At 66.2% G+C, this 17471-nt stretch carries 16 protein-coding genes; 12 read left to right on the forward strand and 4 right to left on the reverse strand.

Features of this window, described 5'->3' with window-relative positions:
• The first annotated feature begins 36 nt into the window (after nucleotides 1-36).
• Together GA0061099_RS25400 and GA0061099_RS25405 are read left to right on the forward strand one after the other, a co-directional pair.
• Entirely contained in the window at nucleotides 37-1143 is a 1107-nt protein-coding gene (locus GA0061099_RS25400) for a molybdopterin-binding protein (protein ID WP_036026618.1), read from the forward strand.
• 13 nt (nucleotides 1144-1156) lie between these two features.
• Nucleotides 1157-3106, forward strand: coding sequence for a molybdopterin biosynthesis protein (locus GA0061099_RS25405; protein WP_036026617.1), 1950 nt, complete (start codon nucleotides 1157-1159; stop codon nucleotides 3104-3106).
• A gap of 41 nt (nucleotides 3107-3147) precedes the next feature.
• Here GA0061099_RS25405 and GA0061099_RS25410 read toward each other — a convergent pair whose 3' ends face one another.
• Entirely contained in the window at nucleotides 3148-3378 is a 231-nt protein-coding gene (locus GA0061099_RS25410; RefSeq protein ID WP_036011421.1) for a hypothetical protein, read from the reverse strand.
• A gap of 110 nt (nucleotides 3379-3488) precedes the next feature.
• Between GA0061099_RS25410 and GA0061099_RS25415 the strand changes: the two genes are divergently transcribed.
• The gene (locus GA0061099_RS25415; protein WP_036011456.1) at nucleotides 3489-3788 is read left to right on the forward strand and encodes a hypothetical protein; all 300 of its coding nucleotides are present in this window, start codon (nucleotides 3489-3491) and stop codon (nucleotides 3786-3788) included.
• A 5-nt stretch (nucleotides 3789-3793) separates the two neighbouring features.
• Here GA0061099_RS25415 and mobA read toward each other — a convergent pair whose 3' ends face one another.
• Together mobA and fdhD are read right to left on the reverse strand one after the other, a co-directional pair.
• A complete protein-coding gene (gene mobA / locus GA0061099_RS25420; protein WP_036026651.1) occupies nucleotides 3794-4429 on the reverse strand; it encodes a molybdenum cofactor guanylyltransferase MobA in 636 nt (211 codons plus the stop codon).
• Between the two features lies 1 nt (nucleotide 4430).
• Nucleotides 4431-5321, reverse strand: a complete 891-nt coding sequence (gene fdhD, locus GA0061099_RS25425) for a formate dehydrogenase accessory sulfurtransferase FdhD (RefSeq protein ID WP_036026616.1) — start codon at nucleotides 5319-5321, stop codon at nucleotides 4431-4433.
• Nucleotides 5322-5529: 208 nt separating this feature from the next.
• Here fdhD and mobB point away from each other — a divergent pair, with 208 nt between their 5' ends.
• From mobB to GA0061099_RS25460, 7 genes are all read left to right on the forward strand, one after another.
• On the forward strand, nucleotides 5530-6057 hold the full coding sequence (mobB, locus tag GA0061099_RS25430) for a molybdopterin-guanine dinucleotide biosynthesis protein B (protein ID WP_036026615.1): 528 nt from the start codon (nucleotides 5530-5532) through the stop codon (nucleotides 6055-6057).
• 9 nt (nucleotides 6058-6066) lie between these two features.
• Nucleotides 6067-7323 (forward strand): molybdopterin molybdotransferase MoeA, encoded by a 1257-nt coding sequence (locus tag GA0061099_RS25435; RefSeq protein ID WP_036026614.1) that lies wholly within the window; start codon nucleotides 6067-6069, stop codon nucleotides 7321-7323.
• A 47-nt stretch (nucleotides 7324-7370) separates the two neighbouring features.
• A complete protein-coding gene (locus GA0061099_RS25440; RefSeq protein WP_036011410.1) occupies nucleotides 7371-7604 on the forward strand; it encodes a sulfurtransferase TusA family protein in 234 nt (77 codons plus the stop codon).
• A gap of 267 nt (nucleotides 7605-7871) precedes the next feature.
• Nucleotides 7872-9578, forward strand: a complete 1707-nt coding sequence (locus tag GA0061099_RS25445; protein ID WP_036026612.1) for an NADH-ubiquinone oxidoreductase-F iron-sulfur binding region domain-containing protein — start codon at nucleotides 7872-7874, stop codon at nucleotides 9576-9578.
• Nucleotides 9575-12343 (forward strand): formate dehydrogenase subunit alpha, encoded by a 2769-nt coding sequence (fdhF, locus tag GA0061099_RS25450; RefSeq protein WP_036026611.1) that lies wholly within the window; start codon nucleotides 9575-9577, stop codon nucleotides 12341-12343. Before GA0061099_RS25445 ends, fdhF begins: the two co-directional genes overlap by 4 nt.
• 189 nt (nucleotides 12344-12532) lie before the next feature.
• Nucleotides 12533-13006, forward strand: coding sequence for a Cys-tRNA(Pro) deacylase (gene ybaK / locus GA0061099_RS25455; protein ID WP_036026609.1), 474 nt, complete (start codon nucleotides 12533-12535; stop codon nucleotides 13004-13006).
• An 18-nt stretch (nucleotides 13007-13024) separates the two neighbouring features.
• Nucleotides 13025-14110: a HupE/UreJ family protein gene (locus GA0061099_RS25460; protein ID WP_036026607.1), complete on the forward strand. Its 1086-nt coding sequence runs from the start codon at nucleotides 13025-13027 to the stop codon at nucleotides 14108-14110.
• A gap of 13 nt (nucleotides 14111-14123) precedes the next feature.
• On the opposite strand, the gene GA0061099_RS25465 is transcribed toward GA0061099_RS25460, so the two are convergent.
• Nucleotides 14124-14819, reverse strand: coding sequence for a GntR family transcriptional regulator (locus GA0061099_RS25465; protein WP_036026606.1), 696 nt, complete (start codon nucleotides 14817-14819; stop codon nucleotides 14124-14126).
• Between the two features lie 148 nt (nucleotides 14820-14967).
• On the opposite strand from GA0061099_RS25465, the gene tcuA reads away from it, so the two are divergent.
• Both tcuA and tcuB read left to right on the forward strand, forming a co-directional pair.
• Entirely contained in the window at nucleotides 14968-16359 is a 1392-nt protein-coding gene (tcuA, locus tag GA0061099_RS25470; RefSeq protein WP_036026604.1) for an FAD-dependent tricarballylate dehydrogenase TcuA, read from the forward strand.
• Entirely contained in the window at nucleotides 16346-17446 is a 1101-nt protein-coding gene (gene tcuB, locus GA0061099_RS25475) for a tricarballylate utilization 4Fe-4S protein TcuB (protein WP_036026603.1), read from the forward strand. Before tcuA ends, tcuB begins: the two co-directional genes overlap by 14 nt.
• Nucleotides 17447-17471 lie beyond the last annotated feature (25 nt).

Here is a 17471-nt window from a genome sequence, read left to right on the forward strand (position 1 = left end):
GTTGCCAAACCGGACGATGCATGGTCCTCATGGCGCATGACCCAGCGCCTGCCGCCTTCGCTCACGCCGCTCGACACCGCGCTCGCCGCGCTGCTACGGGGCGTTGATCCCGTCGCGCCGATGGAGGTGCCGCTGGCGGACGCAATCGGCTGCATCGCGGCGGGTGCGCCGCTGCTTGCCGCCTATCCTTCCCGGGATGTTGCGGCCGTAGATGGTTGGGCGCTATCTGCCAACGATCTCGTCGGGGCGTCCGCTTACTCGCCCGTGCCGCTGGCAATGGCTCCTGCATGGGTCGAGGCGGGCGAGGCGATGCCGGCGGGATGCGACTGCGTGCTCGATGCCGACGCCGTGGAGACGTCGGGGCCGCTTGCCCAGGTGCTCGCAGAGGGCGCGCCGGGGCAGGGTGTCAGGCGCGCAGGCAGCGACATCACCGCGCGTAGGGCCGTGGGGGACGCCGGCCATCCCATCCGTGCGGCGGACCTGTTGCTGGCGCGTGCGGCGGGCGGGGACAAACTCGCCGTGAGGCGGCCGCGGCTGCGCATAGTCAATGTGCCGGGTGGGACGGTCGCGGCGCAGACGATTGCCGGGATCGCGCACACAGCGGGACTGGATGTGGAAACGCGTCCAGCGCGTGCGCGCGATGCAGCGTCGATTGCCGATGCGCTCGATGCGTCCTCCTGCGATGTCCTGCTGACCATCGGCGGCAGCGGCGTCGGCCGCCAGGACGCCGCCATCGCCGCCCTCGCCCGGCGCGGCGAGGTGATGGCGCACGGCCTTGCGCTGCAGCCGGGACGCACCGCTGCGGTCGGACGGCTGGGACGGGTTCCCGTCGTCGCCTTGCCCGGCTCGCCCGATTCCGCGCTTGCAGCTTGGCTTGCACTCGCGCTGCCGCTCGCGGACCGTTTGTCGGCGCGTCGGCCGCGTCGAAAAGTGTCGCTGCCGCTTGCGCGAAAGATCGCCTCCAGCGTCGGCATCACGGAGATCGCTTTGCTGGCTGAGGAACATCGTGCCTGGATGCCGCTTGCCGTGGGCGAATGGCCGCTTCAGGCCATCGCCCGTGCGGACGCATGGCTGCTCATTTCCGCCAGCGACGAGGGATTTGCGGCAGGTACGCCGATCGATGCGTATCTGATGCGGGCGTGATAAGGGTTCTGGCATGACGATGATCCCGAAATCACCGGACCGCAGCGCGCTCGAGCAGGAGCAGTTCCTCAAGATCCTGTCGCGCGAAGAGGCCTTGGCGCGCTTCGAGGCGGCCTTGTTCCCGCGCGCGCTTCGAACTGAAACGCGCAAGCTCGCAGCCGCGCTGGGCGCTGCCCTCGCCGAAGATATCACGGCAACGATCGACGTGCCGCCGTTCGACCGCTCCAATGTCGACGGCTTTGCCGTGCGCTCCGCCGACCTTGCGGCGGCCGGCGAGGGCGCGCCCGTGCGCCTCGCGCTGAATGGCGAGACCGTTCATTGCGGGACCGCGCCGACGCTGCAGGTGGCGGCCGGAACCGCAACGGCGATCGCCACCGGCGGTCCGTTGCCGCGCGGCGCCGATGCCGTGGTGATGGTCGAGCACACCCAGCCGGCCGGCCAGGATGCGATCGATGTCCGTCGCGCCGTCTCGCCGGGGCAATTCGTCTCGTATGCCGGCTCCGACATCGCGCGGGGCGAGGCGCTGCTGCGCGCCGGCACCATCATCGGCTCGCGCGAGATCGGCATGCTGGCGGCTTGCGGCATCGCCGAGGTGGGTGTCGCGCGCAGGCCGCGGGTTGCCGTGATCTCCACCGGCGATGAGCTGGTTCAGCCCGGCGAGGTGCTCGGGCCCGCCGAGATCTACGATACCAATGGCGCCATCGTCGCGGCCGCGGTCGACGAAAACGGTGGCGAGGCCGTCTTCCTCGGCGCTGTTCCGGACGACGAAGCCAGGCTCGAAGCCGCCATGCGCAACGCGCTTGCGGAAGCCGACATGCTGGTGCTCTCGGGCGGCACGTCGAAAGGCGCGGGCGACCTCTCTCATCGCATCATCAGCCGGCTCGGCGCACCCGGCATCATCGCCCATGGCGTCGCGCTCAAGCCCGGCAAGCCGTTGTGTCTTGCGGTGTGCGACGGCAAGCCTGTCGTGATCCTGCCGGGTTTTCCGACTTCGGCGATGTTCACCTTCCACGACATGATCGTGCCGGTGCTGCGCAGGATGGCCGGACTGCCGCGGCGCTCCGATGCCAAGGTGAACGCGACCGTGCCGGTACGCATCGCTTCCGAGCTCGGCCGCACCGAATTCGTCATGGTCTCGCTGGTTGAGGGCAGGGAGGGCCTCATCGCCTATCCCTCCGGCAAGGGGTCTGGTGCGATCACGTCCTTTGCTCAGGCGGACGGCTTTCTGCGCATCGACGCACTTGCCGACCAGATGCCGGCCGGCACCGAGACCGAGGTGACGCTGTTCACGCCGCATGTGCGCGTGCCGGATCTCGTCATCGTCGGCAGCCATTGCACCGGCCTCGATCTCGTCACCGCACAGCTCGCGCATGCTGGTCTCACCGTGCGCTCGATCGCGGTCGGCAGCCTCGGCGGGCTTGCAGCAGCCAAACGTGGCGAATGCGATCTCGCGCCGATCCACCTGTTCGACGATAGAAGCGAGACCTACAACACGCCCTATCTCGTCGAAGGTCTCGAGCTCGTGCCAGGCTGGCGGCGGATGCAGGGCATCGTCTTCCGCAAGGACGACAAACGTTTCGAAGGTCTTGGTGGAAAGGACGCCGTTGCGGCGGCGCTCGCTGATCCCGCCTGCATCATGGTCAACCGCAACCAGGGCGCCGGCACGCGCATCCTGATCGACCGGCTGCTCGGCGGCGCGCGGCCGGAAGGCTACTGGAACCAGCCGCGTTCGCACAACGCGGTGGCGGCGGCCGTCGCGCAGCACCGGGCCGATTGGGGCATGACCATTGCGCCGGTCGCCCACGCCGTCGGCCTCGGTTTCATTCCGCTCGCGGAAGAGCATTATGACTTCGCGGTGGTGAGTGCGCGAAAGCAACGGCCGGCAGTGCAGGCGTTTCTCGACGCACTCGGCTCGAACGAGGTACGCGCGTCGCTCGCGCGAGCGGGCTTCCGGCCCGCATAGACGAGGGACCACGACGCGTTCGAGCCATGAGAGGTCTACGGCTACGATGCCTGGTCGGTACGGCTGGCGGCCTGAGCGGCCTGCTCTCGCTTGCGCTCACGATCCTCGGCCTCGGCAAGCGCGCGCCGCGCGGCGGGTGGCAGCGGCTTTGGATCCGGCGGCACCTCGACGATGTCAGGCTTGCTCAGCTGCCTCGTGCGATCGATCGTCTCGGAGAGATCGAAGACGAAGTCGACGAATTCGAAGATAGTATTCAAGAGAGGGGCGGCCATGGCTTCGTCCGGGGAATGTCCAGACCTGTGGTCGCTCCCGTTCCAGGTCCGGTTCAAGACGTCATGAACTTGGCGGGGCGCCGCAGCGACCAAGGAACATGAGCCAGGTCATGACTGCATCGACGCCCCTCAACTTCCGCAAGATCGCTGCTCTCGTCGCGGCGGCCGGCACGCTGTTCTGGCTCTACACCTTCCATTACATCGCGAATGTTCCGCCCGGGGACGGCAGCGGCTTTCAATGGCTCGCGGTGTTTCCGCTGGGCATGGTTTTCGGGGCGTTCTTCCTGCCGGCTTGGCTGCTGGTTGCGATCGGCCGTTTGCCGCGCTTCACCACTGCCGTCGGCATTTGCGGCCTGATCGCCTTCGCGATCATCTGGGCGCAGCTCCTCAACGAGTTTCCGAAATCATAGAGTCGCTAAGACGCGTCATCCAGCGCCGCCAGCCGCTCGGCCTCGGCGATGTCCGCGACCGTGTTGGCATTGAAGAACGGATCGAGCGGCTCGTTCGGCCAGGTCACCGTTGCGAGCGGATAGCGCGCGGTCCAGCGGTCGATCTTGCGGAGGTCTTCGTCCACGAGCGCGTGGCGCAGCTCCTCGTGCAAGGCGACGCGCCACAGGCCGATCACCGGATGCGACTGCTCGCCTGATGCGGCGACCGCAAGCTGCGCATTCTCACGCGCGCGCGCCTCATGCAGCTGCGCGACGAGGTCGCGCGGCAGGAACGGGCAATCGCCGGCGGCGCTGAGCACCCATTCGATCTCCGGCCGGTTCGCCGCGGTCCAGTCGAGCGCCGCGAGGATGCCGGCGAGGGGACCCGGGAAGCCGGGCACGTCGTCGGCGACGACCTGCAAGCCGTACGCGGCAAAGCGGGCGGGATCGCCGTTGGCGTTGAGGATCAGTTCGCTGCACTGGGGCGAAAGGCGCGCGATCACGCGTTCCAGAATGGTGCGGCCGCCGATGGTGCGCATCGGCTTGTCGCCGCCGCCCATGCGCCGCGCGAGCCCGCCGGCGAGCAGCACGCCGAGAGTCGGGGGAACGCGCGCCGCGGACATGTCAGTCGTCACCGCCTTCACCCTTGCGCTTGTGCTTGGCCGATTCCTCTTCGACATAAGCGAGGTTTTGGTCGTAGACGATGCGCTCTTCGCCGGCGAGCACGATGAAGCGTTTGCCGCGGGTGCGCCCGACCAGCGTCAGGCCGACCTGCCTTGCCAGATCGACACCCCAGGCGGTGAAGCCGGAGCGCGACACCAGGATCGGAATGCCCATTCGGACGGTCTTGATCACCATCTCTGAGGTGAGGCGCCCCGTGGTGTAGAGGATCTTGTCGGACGCGTCGACGCCGTGGCGGTACATCCAGCCCGCGATCTTGTCGACGGCGTTGTGGCGGCCGACATCCTCGGTGTAGCAGAGCGGGGTCCCTTCTTTGCACAGCACACAGCCGTGGATCGCGCCGGCCTCCAGATAAAGCGAGGGCATGGTGTTGATGGTCTGCGTCATCTGGTAGAGCCAGGAGGTGCGCAGCTCTGCCTTAGGCAGCGCGACGCTCTCGACCGCCTCCAAGAGGTCGCCGAAGGCGGTACCCTGCGCGCAGCCGGAGGTCTGCGTGCGCTTCTTCAGCTTGGCTTCGAAATTGGTGTGGTGTGAGGTGCGCACGACGACCACCTGGAGGTCGTCGTCGTACTCGACCTCGGTGACCACGTCGTTATATTTCAGCATGTTCTGGTTCAGCAGATAGCCGAGCGCCAGATATTCCGGGTAGTCGCCGATCGTCATCATGGTGACGATCTCCTGCGCGTTCAAATAGAGCGTCAGCGGCCGCTCCATGGGTACCTTGATCTCGACCCTGGCGCCGGTCTGGTCGGTGCCGGTCACGCTCTGGGTCAGGCGCGGGTCGTCCGGATTGGGGACGATCAGGGGCACCGGGGCTTTGTCGATCTTCATCATGGCGGCGAGGTTAGCATGACATTCGGGTCAAGCCGATATAAGCATGGCGGGGAGAGAGCGAAATGCCACCTTGTCGTCATTGCGAGCGCAGCGAAGCAATCCAGGATCTTTCCGCAGCGGCAGTCTGGATTGCTTCGCTGCGCTCGCAATGAGGGGAGGGGATGGTGGTTCCATCGGCGAGCGCTGGTTGCTGGAAAAGAGAGCTGGAATGAAAGTCATCGGCCTTGCAGGCTGGAGCGGTGCGGGCAAGACAACGCTGTTGACGCGGCTGATCCCGCACTTCAACGCGCAGGGCCTGCGCGTCTCCGTGATCAAGCATGCGCATCACCAGTTCGACGTCGACGTGCCCGGCAAGGATTCCTGGCGCCATCGCGAGGCCGGCGCGGCGGAGGTTCTGGTGGCCTCGTCGAAACGCTGGGCGCTGATGCATGAGCTGCGCGGGGCGGCGGAGCCGCGACTGCCGGAGCTGCTCGACAAGCTCTCCGCGGTCGATCTCGTCGTGGTCGAAGGATTCAAGCGCGAGCCGCACCGCAAGATCGAGGTGCATCGTGCCGCCAACGGCAAGCCGCTGCTGTTTCCGGACGATCCCGGAATTGCCGGGATTGCGACCGACGTCGCGATTGACACGAGGCTGCCGACTGTCCATCTCGACGATATCGAAGGCGCGGCGGCATTGATGATACGGGCGGCGATGCCGGTCGAGGAAGCGGTAGCAAGAAGCGCAGCGACACGCTGACGAGGCACCATGGCGCAACTGTCGGACGATTGCTTTGCCTTCGGCGGCCCGATGATGTCGGTCGACGAAGCCGTCGGCCTCATCACGGCGCGCGTCAACGCCATCGTCGATCTCGAGACGGTGGCGCTGGTCGATGCCGACGGGCGCGTGCTCGCGCGCGATCTGGCCGCGCCTTTGCCGCTGCCGCCGTTCACCAACTCCGCCGTCGACGGTTACGCCGTGCGCAATGCCGACCTTCCGGCAAGCGCAGAGCAGGCCTTCCCGCTTGACGGCCGCATCCAGGCCGGCGGCCTTGCGCAAGCGCCGATCAAGCCCGGCCACACCGCGCGCATCTTCACCGGCGCCCCGATGCCGCCGGATGCGGAGACGGTCTTCATGCAGGAGGACGTCCGCATCGATGCTTCAGGCAGGATCGTGCTGCCGCCGGGGCTGAAGCCCGGCGCAAATGTGCGGCCTGCAGGCGAGGACATTCCCCAAGGTCAGGTCGCGCTGCGCGCCGGCCAGCGCCTGCGGCCGCAGCACGTCGCCCTTGCCGCCGCGTTCGGCCTGACGAGGCTCGACGTCGTCAGGCGCATCCGTGTCGCCGTGTTCTCGACCGGCGACGAGCTCGCCTCGCCCGGCGAGCCGCGCGCCGCCTCGCAATTGTTCGATTCCAATCGCTTCATGCTGATGGCGATGCTGCGGCGGCTCGGCTGCGAGGTCAGCGATCTCGGCATTCTGCGCGATGAGCGAGCGTCGCTGGCGCGCGGCCTGAAGCAGGTCGCAGGCGGCCATGACCTGATCCTCACCACCGGCGGCGTCTCGACCGGCGAGGAGGATCACGTCAAGGCGGCGGTGGAGAGCATCGGCTCGCTGGTGCTGTGGCGGATGGCGATCAAGCCCGGCCGTCCCGTGGCGATGGGCATCATCGACGGCACGCCGTTGATCGGACTGCCCGGAAATCCCGTCGCGAGCTTCGTGACATTCGTCCATGTGGTGCGACCGACGGCGTTGGCGCTGTCGGGCGCCTTGCCGGAGCCGCTCTTGGCGATCCCGCTGCGCGCGGCGTTCACCTACAGGAAGAAGTCCGGCCGGCGTGAATATGTGCGCGCCTCGCTGCGGCGCGCGCAGGACGGCGGGCTCGAGGCGATCAAGTTCCCGCGCGAAGGCGCCGGGCTCCTATCCTCGCTGGTCGAGACCGATGGCCTCGTCGAGCTCGGCGAGGACATTACGAATGTCGAGCCGGGGCAGGACGTGGGCTTCCTGCCCTACGCCAGCCTGATCTGATGCCTCCTAACGTTGACGCAGCCGCTCCGCCTCGCCATGGTGCGGCCATGACCAGGACGACACTCGATCTCACCGGGTTGAAATGCCCGTTGCCGGCCCTCAAGACGCGGAAGGCGCTCAAGCCGCTCAAGGCAGGGGACCAGCTCGAAGTTCACTGCACCGATCCGCTCTCTGTGATCGATATTCCCAATCTGATCCGCGAGACCGGCGACAAGGTCGAGATCACCGAGCGCAACGAGGCGCGCATCGTGTTCCTGGTCGAAAAGAGCGACGCCCCGTAGAAAGGCGAATGTTCACGGCGGCGGCCTTTGCGCTCCGCCGCGCCTCAGGCGACGTCGATAGGACTTCGCAATCGCAGCATGAGACGCCTTTATTGATCTTCCGGTCAAATCGGGCTTGGCTCGGCCTTGCTCAAGAACGCAGGGCCGTGCTGGGCTCCGTTGAGCCGTGCAGCGTAACCACTTCCGCGAGCGTGATAATTTTCTTGGCATCTGGCATGCCAGAGGATAGAAGTGGAGTCCTGATAAGGACGAGATCGAGACGAAGCGATGAGCCACGAGGACGTGCACAAGGTCCGCTCCTTCGAGCATCCCGGTGAGGGACGCCGACGCGCCAAGGCGACCCCCAAGGGGCGGCAGGTCGATCCCACGGCCGCGCACGAGATCGAGCTGTTGCTCGGCGACAGGCCGCGGCGGCGCGATCTGTTGATCGAATATCTGCACCTGATCCAGGACAAGTATCACCAGATCTCGGCGGCGCATCTGGCCGCACTCGCCGACGAGATGAAGCTCGCCTTCGCCGAGGTGTTCGAGACGGCGACCTTCTACGCGCATTTCGACGTGGTGAAGGAAGGCGAGCCCGACATTCCCCCGCTGACGATCCGCGTCTGCGATTCGCTCACCTGCGCGATGCTTGGCGGCGAGAAGCTGCTCGAAGATCTGCAGAGCGCGTCAGGTCCCGGCATCCGCGTCGTGCGCGCGCCGTGCGTCGGACGTTGTGATACTGCGCCCGCCGCGGAAGTCGGTCACAATTTCGTCGACCACGCAACAATCGCCAACGTCATGGCGGCGGCGAAGGCCGGCGACACGCACGCGCATCTGCCCAGATATACCGAGTACGATGCCTACCTCGCCGGTGGCGGCTACAAGCTGCTCAATCGTCTGCGCTCCGGCGAATTGTCGAAGGACGATCTCCTGAAAGCGCTCGACGACGCTTCGCTGCGCGGCCTTGGCGGCGCCGGCTTCCCCACCGGGCGTAAATGGCGCGCCGTGCTGGGCGAGCCCGGGCCGCGGCTGATGGCGATCAACGGCGACGAGGGCGAGCCCGGCACGTTCAAGGACCGCTATTATCTCGAAACAGATCCGCATCGCTTCATAGAGGGCATGTTGATCGGCGCCCACGTGGTGCAGGCGAGCGACGTCTACATCTATCTGCGCGACGAATATCCGGCCTCGCGCGAGATCCTCCAGCGCGAGATCGCAAAGCTTCCGTCGGGCGGCCCGACGCTGCATCTGCGGCGCGGCGCCGGCGCCTACATCTGCGGCGAGGAATCCTCGCTGCTGGAGAGCATCGAGGGCAAGCGCGGCCTGCCCCGGCACAAGCCGCCTTACCCGTTCCAGGTGGGCCTGTTCGGCCTGCCGACGCTGATCAACAATATCGAGACGCTGTGGTGGGTGCGCGACATCGTCGAGAAGGGCGCCGATTGGTGGAAGGGCCATGGCCGCCACGAGCGTCACGGCCTGCGCAGCTTCTCGGTCTCGGGCCGCGTCAAGAATCCCGGCATGAAGCTCGCGCCCGCGGGCATCACCGTGCGCGAGCTGATCGAGGAATATTGCGGCGGCATGGCCGACGGCCACCAGTTCTACGCCTATCTGCCGGGCGGTGCGTCCGGCGGCATTTTGCCTGCAGCGATGGACGACATCCCGCTCGATTTCGGCACGCTGGAGAAATACGGCTGCTTCATCGGCTCGGCTGCGATCGTGATCCTGTCGCACAAGGACAGCGTGCGGTCGGCCGCACTGAACCTGATGAAGTTCTTCGAGGACGAGAGCTGCGGCCAGTGCACGCCGTGCCGCGTCGGTACCCAGAAGGCGGCGCTGCTGATGCAAAGGCCGGTCTGGAACCGTGCCTTGCTGGAAGAATTGAGCCAGGCGATGCGCGATGCCTCGATCTGCGGGCTCGGACAGGCGGCATCGAATCCGCTGTCTTCCGTGATCAAATATTTCCCTGACGAGTTCAAGGAAGCGGCCGAATGACCAAGATTACGTTCGAACTCGACGGCAAGCAGGTCGAGGCCAAGCCCGGCGAGACCATCTGGCAGGTCGCAAAGCGCCAGGGCCGCGACATTCCGCACCTCTGCTATTCGCCGGCGCCGGACTATCGCCCCGACGGCAATTGCCGCGCCTGCATGGTCGAGATCGAGGGCGAGCGCGTGCTCGCCGCGTCCTGCAAGCGCACGCCGTCAGTCGGCATGAAGGTGAAGACCGAGAGCGCTCGCGCGACTGCTGCGCAGAAGATGGTGATGGAGCTGCTGGTCGCAGACCAGCCGGCGCGCGAGACCAGCCACGATCCGGAGTCGAAGTTCTGGCATTGGGCCGAGACCACTGGCGTCACCGAGAGCCGCTTTCCAGCCGCCGAGCGCTGGGCCACCGATGCCAGCCATCCGGCGATGCGCGTCAATCTCGATGCCTGCATCCAGTGCGGCCTGTGCGTGCGCGCCTGCCGCGAGGTCCAGGTCAACGACGTCATCGGCATGGCCTACCGCAATGCCGGCGCCAAGATCGTGTTCGACTTCGACGACCCCATGGGCGAGTCCACCTGCGTGGCCTGCGGCGAATGCGTGCAGGCCTGCCCGACCGGCGCCTTGATGCCGGCCGTGATGCTCGACGACAAGCAGACGCGCGTCACCTATGCCGACAAGAAGGTCGATTCGCTCTGCCCGTTCTGCGGCGTCGGCTGCCAGGTCACCTATGAGGTCAAGGACGAGAAGGTGATCTATGCGGAAGGCCGCGACGGCCCCGCCAATCACAATCGTCTCTGCGTGAAGGGCCGCTTCGGCTTCGACTACATCCACCATCCGCATCGCCTGACGAAGCCGCTGGTGCGGTTGCCGAACGCGAAGAAGGATGCGAACGATCAGGTCGATCCGGCCAATCCGTTCACGCATTTCCGCGAGGCGAGCTGGGAGGAAGCGCTCGACATCGCCGCCAAGGGCCTCGTCAAGATCCGCGACGAGAAGGGCGTGAAGGCGCTGGCCGGCTTCGGCTCGGCCAAGGGCTCGAACGAAGAGGCCTATCTGTTCCAGAAGCTGGTGCGCACCGGCTTCGGCTCCAACAACGTCGATCACTGCACGCGCCTCTGCCACGCTTCGTCGGTCGCGGCGCTGTTCGAAGGCCTCAGCTCGGGCGCGGTGTCGGCACCGTTCTCTGCCGCCATGGACGCCGAGGTCATCATCGTGATCGGCGCCAATCCGACTGTGAACCATCCGGTTGCGGCGACCTTCATCAAGAACGCGGTCAAGCAGAACGGCGCAAAACTGTTCGTTATGGATCCGCGCCGGCAGTCGCTGTCGCGGCATGCGACCAAGCATCTGCAGTTCAAGCCCGGCTCCGACGTCGCCATGCTGAACGCGATGATCAACACGATCATCACTGAGGGCCTGACCGACGACCAGTACATCGCCGGCTACACCGAGGGTTTCGAGGACCTCAAGGAGAAGATCAAGGAGTTCACGCCGGAGAAGATGGAGCCGATCTGCGGCGTCCCGGCGCAGACCTTGCGCGAGGTGGCGCGCACCTATGCGCGCGCGAAATCGTCGATCATCTTCTGGGGTATGGGCATCAGCCAGCACGTCCATGGCACCGACAATGCACGCTGCCTGATTGCGCTCGCGCTGATCACCGGCCAAGTCGGCCGTCCCGGCACCGGCCTGCATCCGCTGCGCGGCCAGAACAACGTGCAAGGCGCTTCCGATGCCGGCCTGATCCCGATGTTCCTGCCGGACTACCAGCCGGTGGGGCGCGATGATCTGCGCGGCAGCTTCGAAAAGCTCTGGCAGCAGGATCTCGACCCCGTCCGCGGCCTGACCGTGGTCGAGATCATGAACGCGATCCATGCCGGCGAGATCACGGGCATGTATATCGAGGGAGAGAATCCCGCGATGTCCGATCCCGATCTGCAGCACGCGCGCCATGCGCTGGCGATGCTCGATCATCTCGTGGTGCAGGATCTCTTTGTTACCGAGACTGCGTTCCACGCCGACGTGATCCTGCCGGCCTCGGCTTTCGCCGAGAAGGACGGCTCCTTCACCAACACCGACCGCCGCGTGCAGCTGGCGCGTCAGGTGATCAAGCCGCCCGGCGATGCGCGCCAGGATCTCTGGATCATCCAGGAGATCGGCAAGCGCATGGGCCTGCCGTGGAACTATGCCGGACCCGGCGACGTCTTCACCGAGATGGCAGAGCTGATGCCGTCGCTGAAGAACATCACCTGGGAACGGCTGGTGCGCGAAGGCGCGGTGACCTATCCGGTCGACGATCCGAACAAGCCCGGCAACGAGATCATCTTCACCACGGGCTTCCCGACCGCGAGCGGCCGCGGCAAGATCGTGCCGGCCAAGGTCATCCCGCCGGACGAGATTCCCGACGACGAATATCCGATGGTGCTCTCGACCGGCCGCGTGCTGGAGCACTGGCACACCGGCTCGATGACGCGCCGCGCCCAGGTGCTCGACCAGATCGAGCCCGAGGCGGTCGCGTTCATGTCGCCAAAGGACATGCGCAACAAGAAGCTGGTGCCCGGCGATTTCATTCGCCTGGAGACCCGCCGTGGCGCCGTCGAGGTCAAGGTCCGCTCCGACCGCGACGTGCCGGAGAACATGGTGTTCATGCCGTTCTGCTACGCCGAGGCGGCAGCGAACCTGCTCACCAACCCGGCACTGGACCCGTTCGGCAAGATCCCGGAGTTCAAGTTCTGCGCGGCGCGGGCCGAGCGCGCCGTGATGCAGGACGCGGCGGAGTAGGCTTCGCCGGGAACGACGGCTGGAGTGTGGCGGGAAATTTCCACCCACACCGTCATTGCGAGCCACCGGGTCCGCGCGAAGCGCGGCCCCGATGACAGGCTCCGCGAAGCAATCCAGACTGCCTCCGCGGCAAGATTCTGGATTGCTTCGTTGCTTCGCTCCTCGCAATGACGGTGGTAAATACCGTTCATGTCCATAGTCACCCCCGCGACACGCGCACTCACGGCCGCCGGTGTTGCTTTCACGGTTCACACCTACGACTATGACCCCGACGCCGAGAGCATCGGGCTCCAGGCGGCGGCCGCGCTCGGCGAGGACCCGGCGCGCGTCCTGAAGACGCTAATGGCGCTAGTCGACGGCAAGCCGGTCTGCGTGGTCGTGCCGTCCGACCAGGAAGTCTCGATGAAGAAGCTGGCGGCGGCGGCGAGCGGCAAGTCGGCGCAGATGATGAAGCCGCCCGAGGCCGAGCGCGTCACCGGCTACAAGGTCGGCGGCATCAGCCCGTTCGGGCAGCGCAAGCCTGTGCGCACCGTGATCGAGCAGAGCGCGCTTGCGCATGATCTCGTCTATCTCAATGGAGGCCAGCGCGGCCTGCAGGTCCGGCTCAAGCCCACCGATGTGCGGGATGTTCTTAAGGCGATCGTGGCGGATGTGCTGGCTTGAAGGCGATGGGACGGGATCATGAGGTGGCCGCTTCTGGCGTGGCTCGCGGTGCTGCTCGGCCTCGCGTTTCCGGCAGAGGCACATGAGGTCAATCTCGTCACCGCGCGCGTGGGGCTGAGCCCTGATCGCTCGGTGAGCGTCGAGCTCGGGTTGAAGGGCAGCGATGTCGATCGCCTGATCGGTACGAAGATCTATGATCCGAAACGGGACGCGGTCGATCCCGCCGCCGTCGAAGCGGCCAAGCCCGCGATCCTCGCCTATATGGTCACGCATCTGGCTGTTACAGGAGGTGCCAGGGCCTGCTCCGCCGGAAATGCAGCGATCCTGGCGGATGGTGACGGCATCGTCTACCGCAACAGCTTTGCTTGTGCCGACGCTGCCGGCGATATCATCTATCGCTCCACCGTGCTGACGGAGAAAGACAGGGCGGCGCGGCAGGTGGTGCTGATCGCGCAGGGCAGGTCCGAGACACAGGCCTTGCTCGACGCCGACAACACGACGGTGACCCTCTCGACGGCGCCGCCGTCGCTGTTCTCGACGATGCAGCGTTATCTCGTCACCGGCGTCGAGCATATCTTCCTCGGTTACGATCACGTCGCATTCCTGGTCGCGATTGTCTTGTGGGCACGGCGGCTCTTGCCGGTCGTCAAGATCGTGACCGCCTTCACCATCGCTCACTCGATCACCCTGTCGCTGGCGGCCCTGAACATCCTGGTCATCCCGAGCCGCATCGTGGAGCCCGCGATTGCGGCTTCGATCGTCTTCGTCGCGGTCGAGAACTTCTTTTCGCGCGATGTCGACCGGCGCTGGCGGGTGGCTTTTCTGTTCGGCTTGATCCACGGCTTCGGCTTCGCCGGTGTGCTGCGCGAGATCGGCCTGCCGCCCAATGCGATCGTTCCGGCGCTGGCCGCCTTCAATGTCGGCGTCGAGATCGGGCAGATCGCGATCGTCGCGCTGATGTTGCCGGTACTTGGCCTGCTGGACCGCGTGACTGCGGCCGGCCGAGAGAAGCCGGCACGAGCGGCAAGGCTGGTCTATGCCATCTCCGCAATGATCGGTCTGCTCGGCGGCTATTGGCTGCTGACGCGAGTGTTCGAGGCGTGATCGGGCAGACGACTTACTGCTTCTGCAACAGTTTCAGCCGGCAGCGGAGAGCTTCGCGGATGTGTGCACGCGCGAGCTGCTCCGCCTTGTCGCCGTTGCGGGTGGCGATCGCATCGAGGATCTTCCGATGCTCGCCGTGGCTGGTCGTCGAGCGTCCCGCCACCGTGAAGGTGGTCGGGCCGAGCAGGGCGATCCAGTCCTGCAATTCCCGCGAGGCGTTGTCGAGATAGCGGTTGCGCGCTGCGCGGCAGATGGCCTCGTGGAAGGCGCGGTTGAGCCTTGCCATTTCTTTTGCCATCTCGGCGGCATCCGTCGCGGATGCCTCGACAAAGGCCTGCTCAATATCGCGGAGCGCGTCGATCTCCGGCTGTGAGGCGTGCTCAGCGGCAAGGCGCGCGGCGGCGCCTTCCATGATCTCACGCATGGCGTAGAGCTCAAGCACCTCGGAGATGTCGAGATTGCGGACGATCAGCCCGCGGCCGCCGGCAGGCGCGACGAAGCCGCGCGCGGCGAGCCGGCCCAGCGCTTCCCGCACCGGCGTGCGACTGACCTTCAGCCGCTGGGCGACCTCTTCCTCGCGAAGGCGGTCGCCGGCGCGGTAGCTGCCGGCCTGGAGCGCTTCGCACAGCGAGCGGAACACGGCTTCGCCGAGCGCAACGCCGCCGCCGCGCGCGATCGTTCCACTTGAGCCTGCCGGACGCCTGGCCATTGTCCCTCGATGCGTACCCTGCCCATGCAGAGATGCCGCTTGCGTAGCTGATGTATATCTTTGTATACAAAGGTGCGCAATGGCCGATCGGCGCGATCGAGGCCCCGCTGGAAGAATGTCTCTAATTTGGCCGCATCGGGCAGACGGGATGAGCAGCAAATACGACGTGCTGGTGATCGGCGGCGGCAACGCCGCCCTGTGCGCGGCGATCAGCGCGCGGCGCGGCGGCGCCTCGGTGCTCGTGCTCGAAGGCGCGCCGAAATTCTATCGCGGCGGCAACACCCGCCACACCCGCAACATGCGCTGCGCCCATGATGCGGCGACCGAAATCCTGACCGGCCCCTACACCGAGGAGGAATTCTGGGAGGATCTGCTGCGCGTCACCGGCGGGCAGACCGACGAGGTGCTCGCCCGACATATGATCCGCGAATCCAAGGACATCCTGAACTGGATCGTGGAGCAGGGTGTGCGCTGGCAGCCCTCGCTCGGCGGCACGCTGAGCCTCGGCCGCACCAACTCCTTCTTCCTGGGCGGCGGGCGGGCGATGCTGAACGCGCTTTATCTCACCGCGGAGCGGCTCGGTGTCGACGTCGAATACGACGCCGAAGTCGTCGATCTCGTGATCGAGGACGGCATGTTCCTCGCCGCGCGCCTCCAGCGGCCGGTCAGGGGTGAGACCGAGATCCGCGCGACGTCATTGGTCGCCGCCGCCGGCGGGTTCGAGGCCAACATCGAATGGCTGAAGCAATATTGGGGCGAGGCCGCCGACAACTTCCTGATCCGCGGCACGCCCTATAACCGCGGCTCGATCCTGAAGATGCTGCTCGACAAGGGCGTGCAGGAGGTCGGCGATCCCACGCAGTGTCATGCGGTCGCGATCGATGCCCGCGCGCCGAAATTCGACGGCGGCATCATCACGCGGCACGACTCCGTGGTGTTCGGCATCGTCGTCAACAAGCACGCGCAGCGATTCTACGACGAGGGCGAGGACATCTGGCCGAAGCGCTACGCGATCTGGGGCCGGCTGGTCGCGGCGCAGCCCGACCAGATCGCCTACATCATCTTCGATTCCACCGTCGTGACCAGCTTCATGCCGACGTTGTTTCCGCCGATCGCCGGGCAGACGATCGCGGAGCTCGCCGGCAAGCTCGCGCTCGATCCGGCCGCGCTGGAACAGACCATCACCGAGTTCAACGCCGCGGTGCGGCCCGGGACCTTCGACCACACCATTCTGGATGATTGCGTGACGGAGGGCATCACGCCGCCCAAGACGCATTGGGCGCGCCGGATCGAGACGCCGCCTTTTCTCGCTTATCCGGTGCGGCCCGGCATCACCTTCACCTACCTCGGCACGCGCGTGAACAAGGAGGCGCGAATGCTGATGAAGGACGGCAAGCCGTCCGCCAACATGTTCGCGGCCGGCGAGATCATGGCCGGCAATGTGCTCGGCAAGGGCTATGCGGCCGGCATGGGCATGACGATCGGCAGCGTGTTCGGGCGGATCGCAGGACGGGAAGCGGCGAAACATGCACGGAACTAGGATTCTCGACGAAGCCGACCGTCTGATGACGGTCTGCAATTCCTGCCGCTATTGCGAGGGCCTGTGCGCGGTGTTTCCGGCCATGGAGATGCGGCGCGCCTTCTCCGACGGCGATCTCAACTATCTCGCCAATCTCTGCCATTCCTGCGGCGCCTGCTACGTCGACTGCCAGTTCTCGCCGCCGCACGAATTCAACGTCAACGTCCCGAAGACGTTGGCGGTTGCGCGCGCGGAGTCCTATGCGGCCTATGCCTGGCCGCGGCCGCTATCCGGCGCCTTCGCGCGCAACGGCCTCGTCATCAGCCTCACCGCCGCGCTCAGCATGGCGATCTTCATTCTCGGCTTTGCCGCCTTGAATGACCGCGGCGTGCTGTTCGGCGTGCACACCGGGCCCGGCGCCTTCTACAAGCTAATGCCGCACAACGCGATGGTCGCGCTGTTTGGCGCCGCATTCCTCTACGCGATCCTCGCACTCGTCATGAGCGTGCGTGCCTTCTGGCGCGACATCGGCACACCGATCGGCAACCGCGCCGACGGCGGATCGATCTTTCAGGCGATCCGCGACGCCGGTGAGCTGCGCTATCTCCATGGCGGCGGCGTCGGCTGCTACAACGAAGACGACAAGCCGACCGACCGGCGCAAGCTCTATCATCACCTGACTTTCTACGGCTTCATCCTGTGCTTCGCAGCGACGTCGGTCGCGACGCTCTATCACTATCTGCTCGGCCGCGAGGCGCCGTATCCGTGGTGGGACCTGCCCGTGGTGCTCGGCACGCTCGGCGGCATCGGCCTGATCGTCGGGCCCATCGGCCTGTTCGCGGCCAAGATGCGGCGCGATCCCGCGCTGCTCGACGAATACAGCTACGGCATGGACGTCGGTTTCATCGCCATGCTGTTCCTGACCGGCCTCACCGGAATGCTGCTGCTGGTGCTGCGCGAGACTGCCGCGATGGGACCGCTGCTCGCGCTGCATCTCGGCGCCGTGTTCGCGTTGTTCATCACCATGCCCTACGGCAAGTTCGTGCACGGCCTTTATCGCTTCACCGCGCTGGTGCGCTATGCGCAGGAGCGGCGGACGGCGGCGTGATCCGCGCGCCGCCCGTCTCGCAACC

It is taken from the genome of Bradyrhizobium yuanmingense, assembly GCF_900094575.1.
GTDB lineage: Bacteria > Pseudomonadota > Alphaproteobacteria > Rhizobiales > Xanthobacteraceae > Bradyrhizobium > Bradyrhizobium yuanmingense.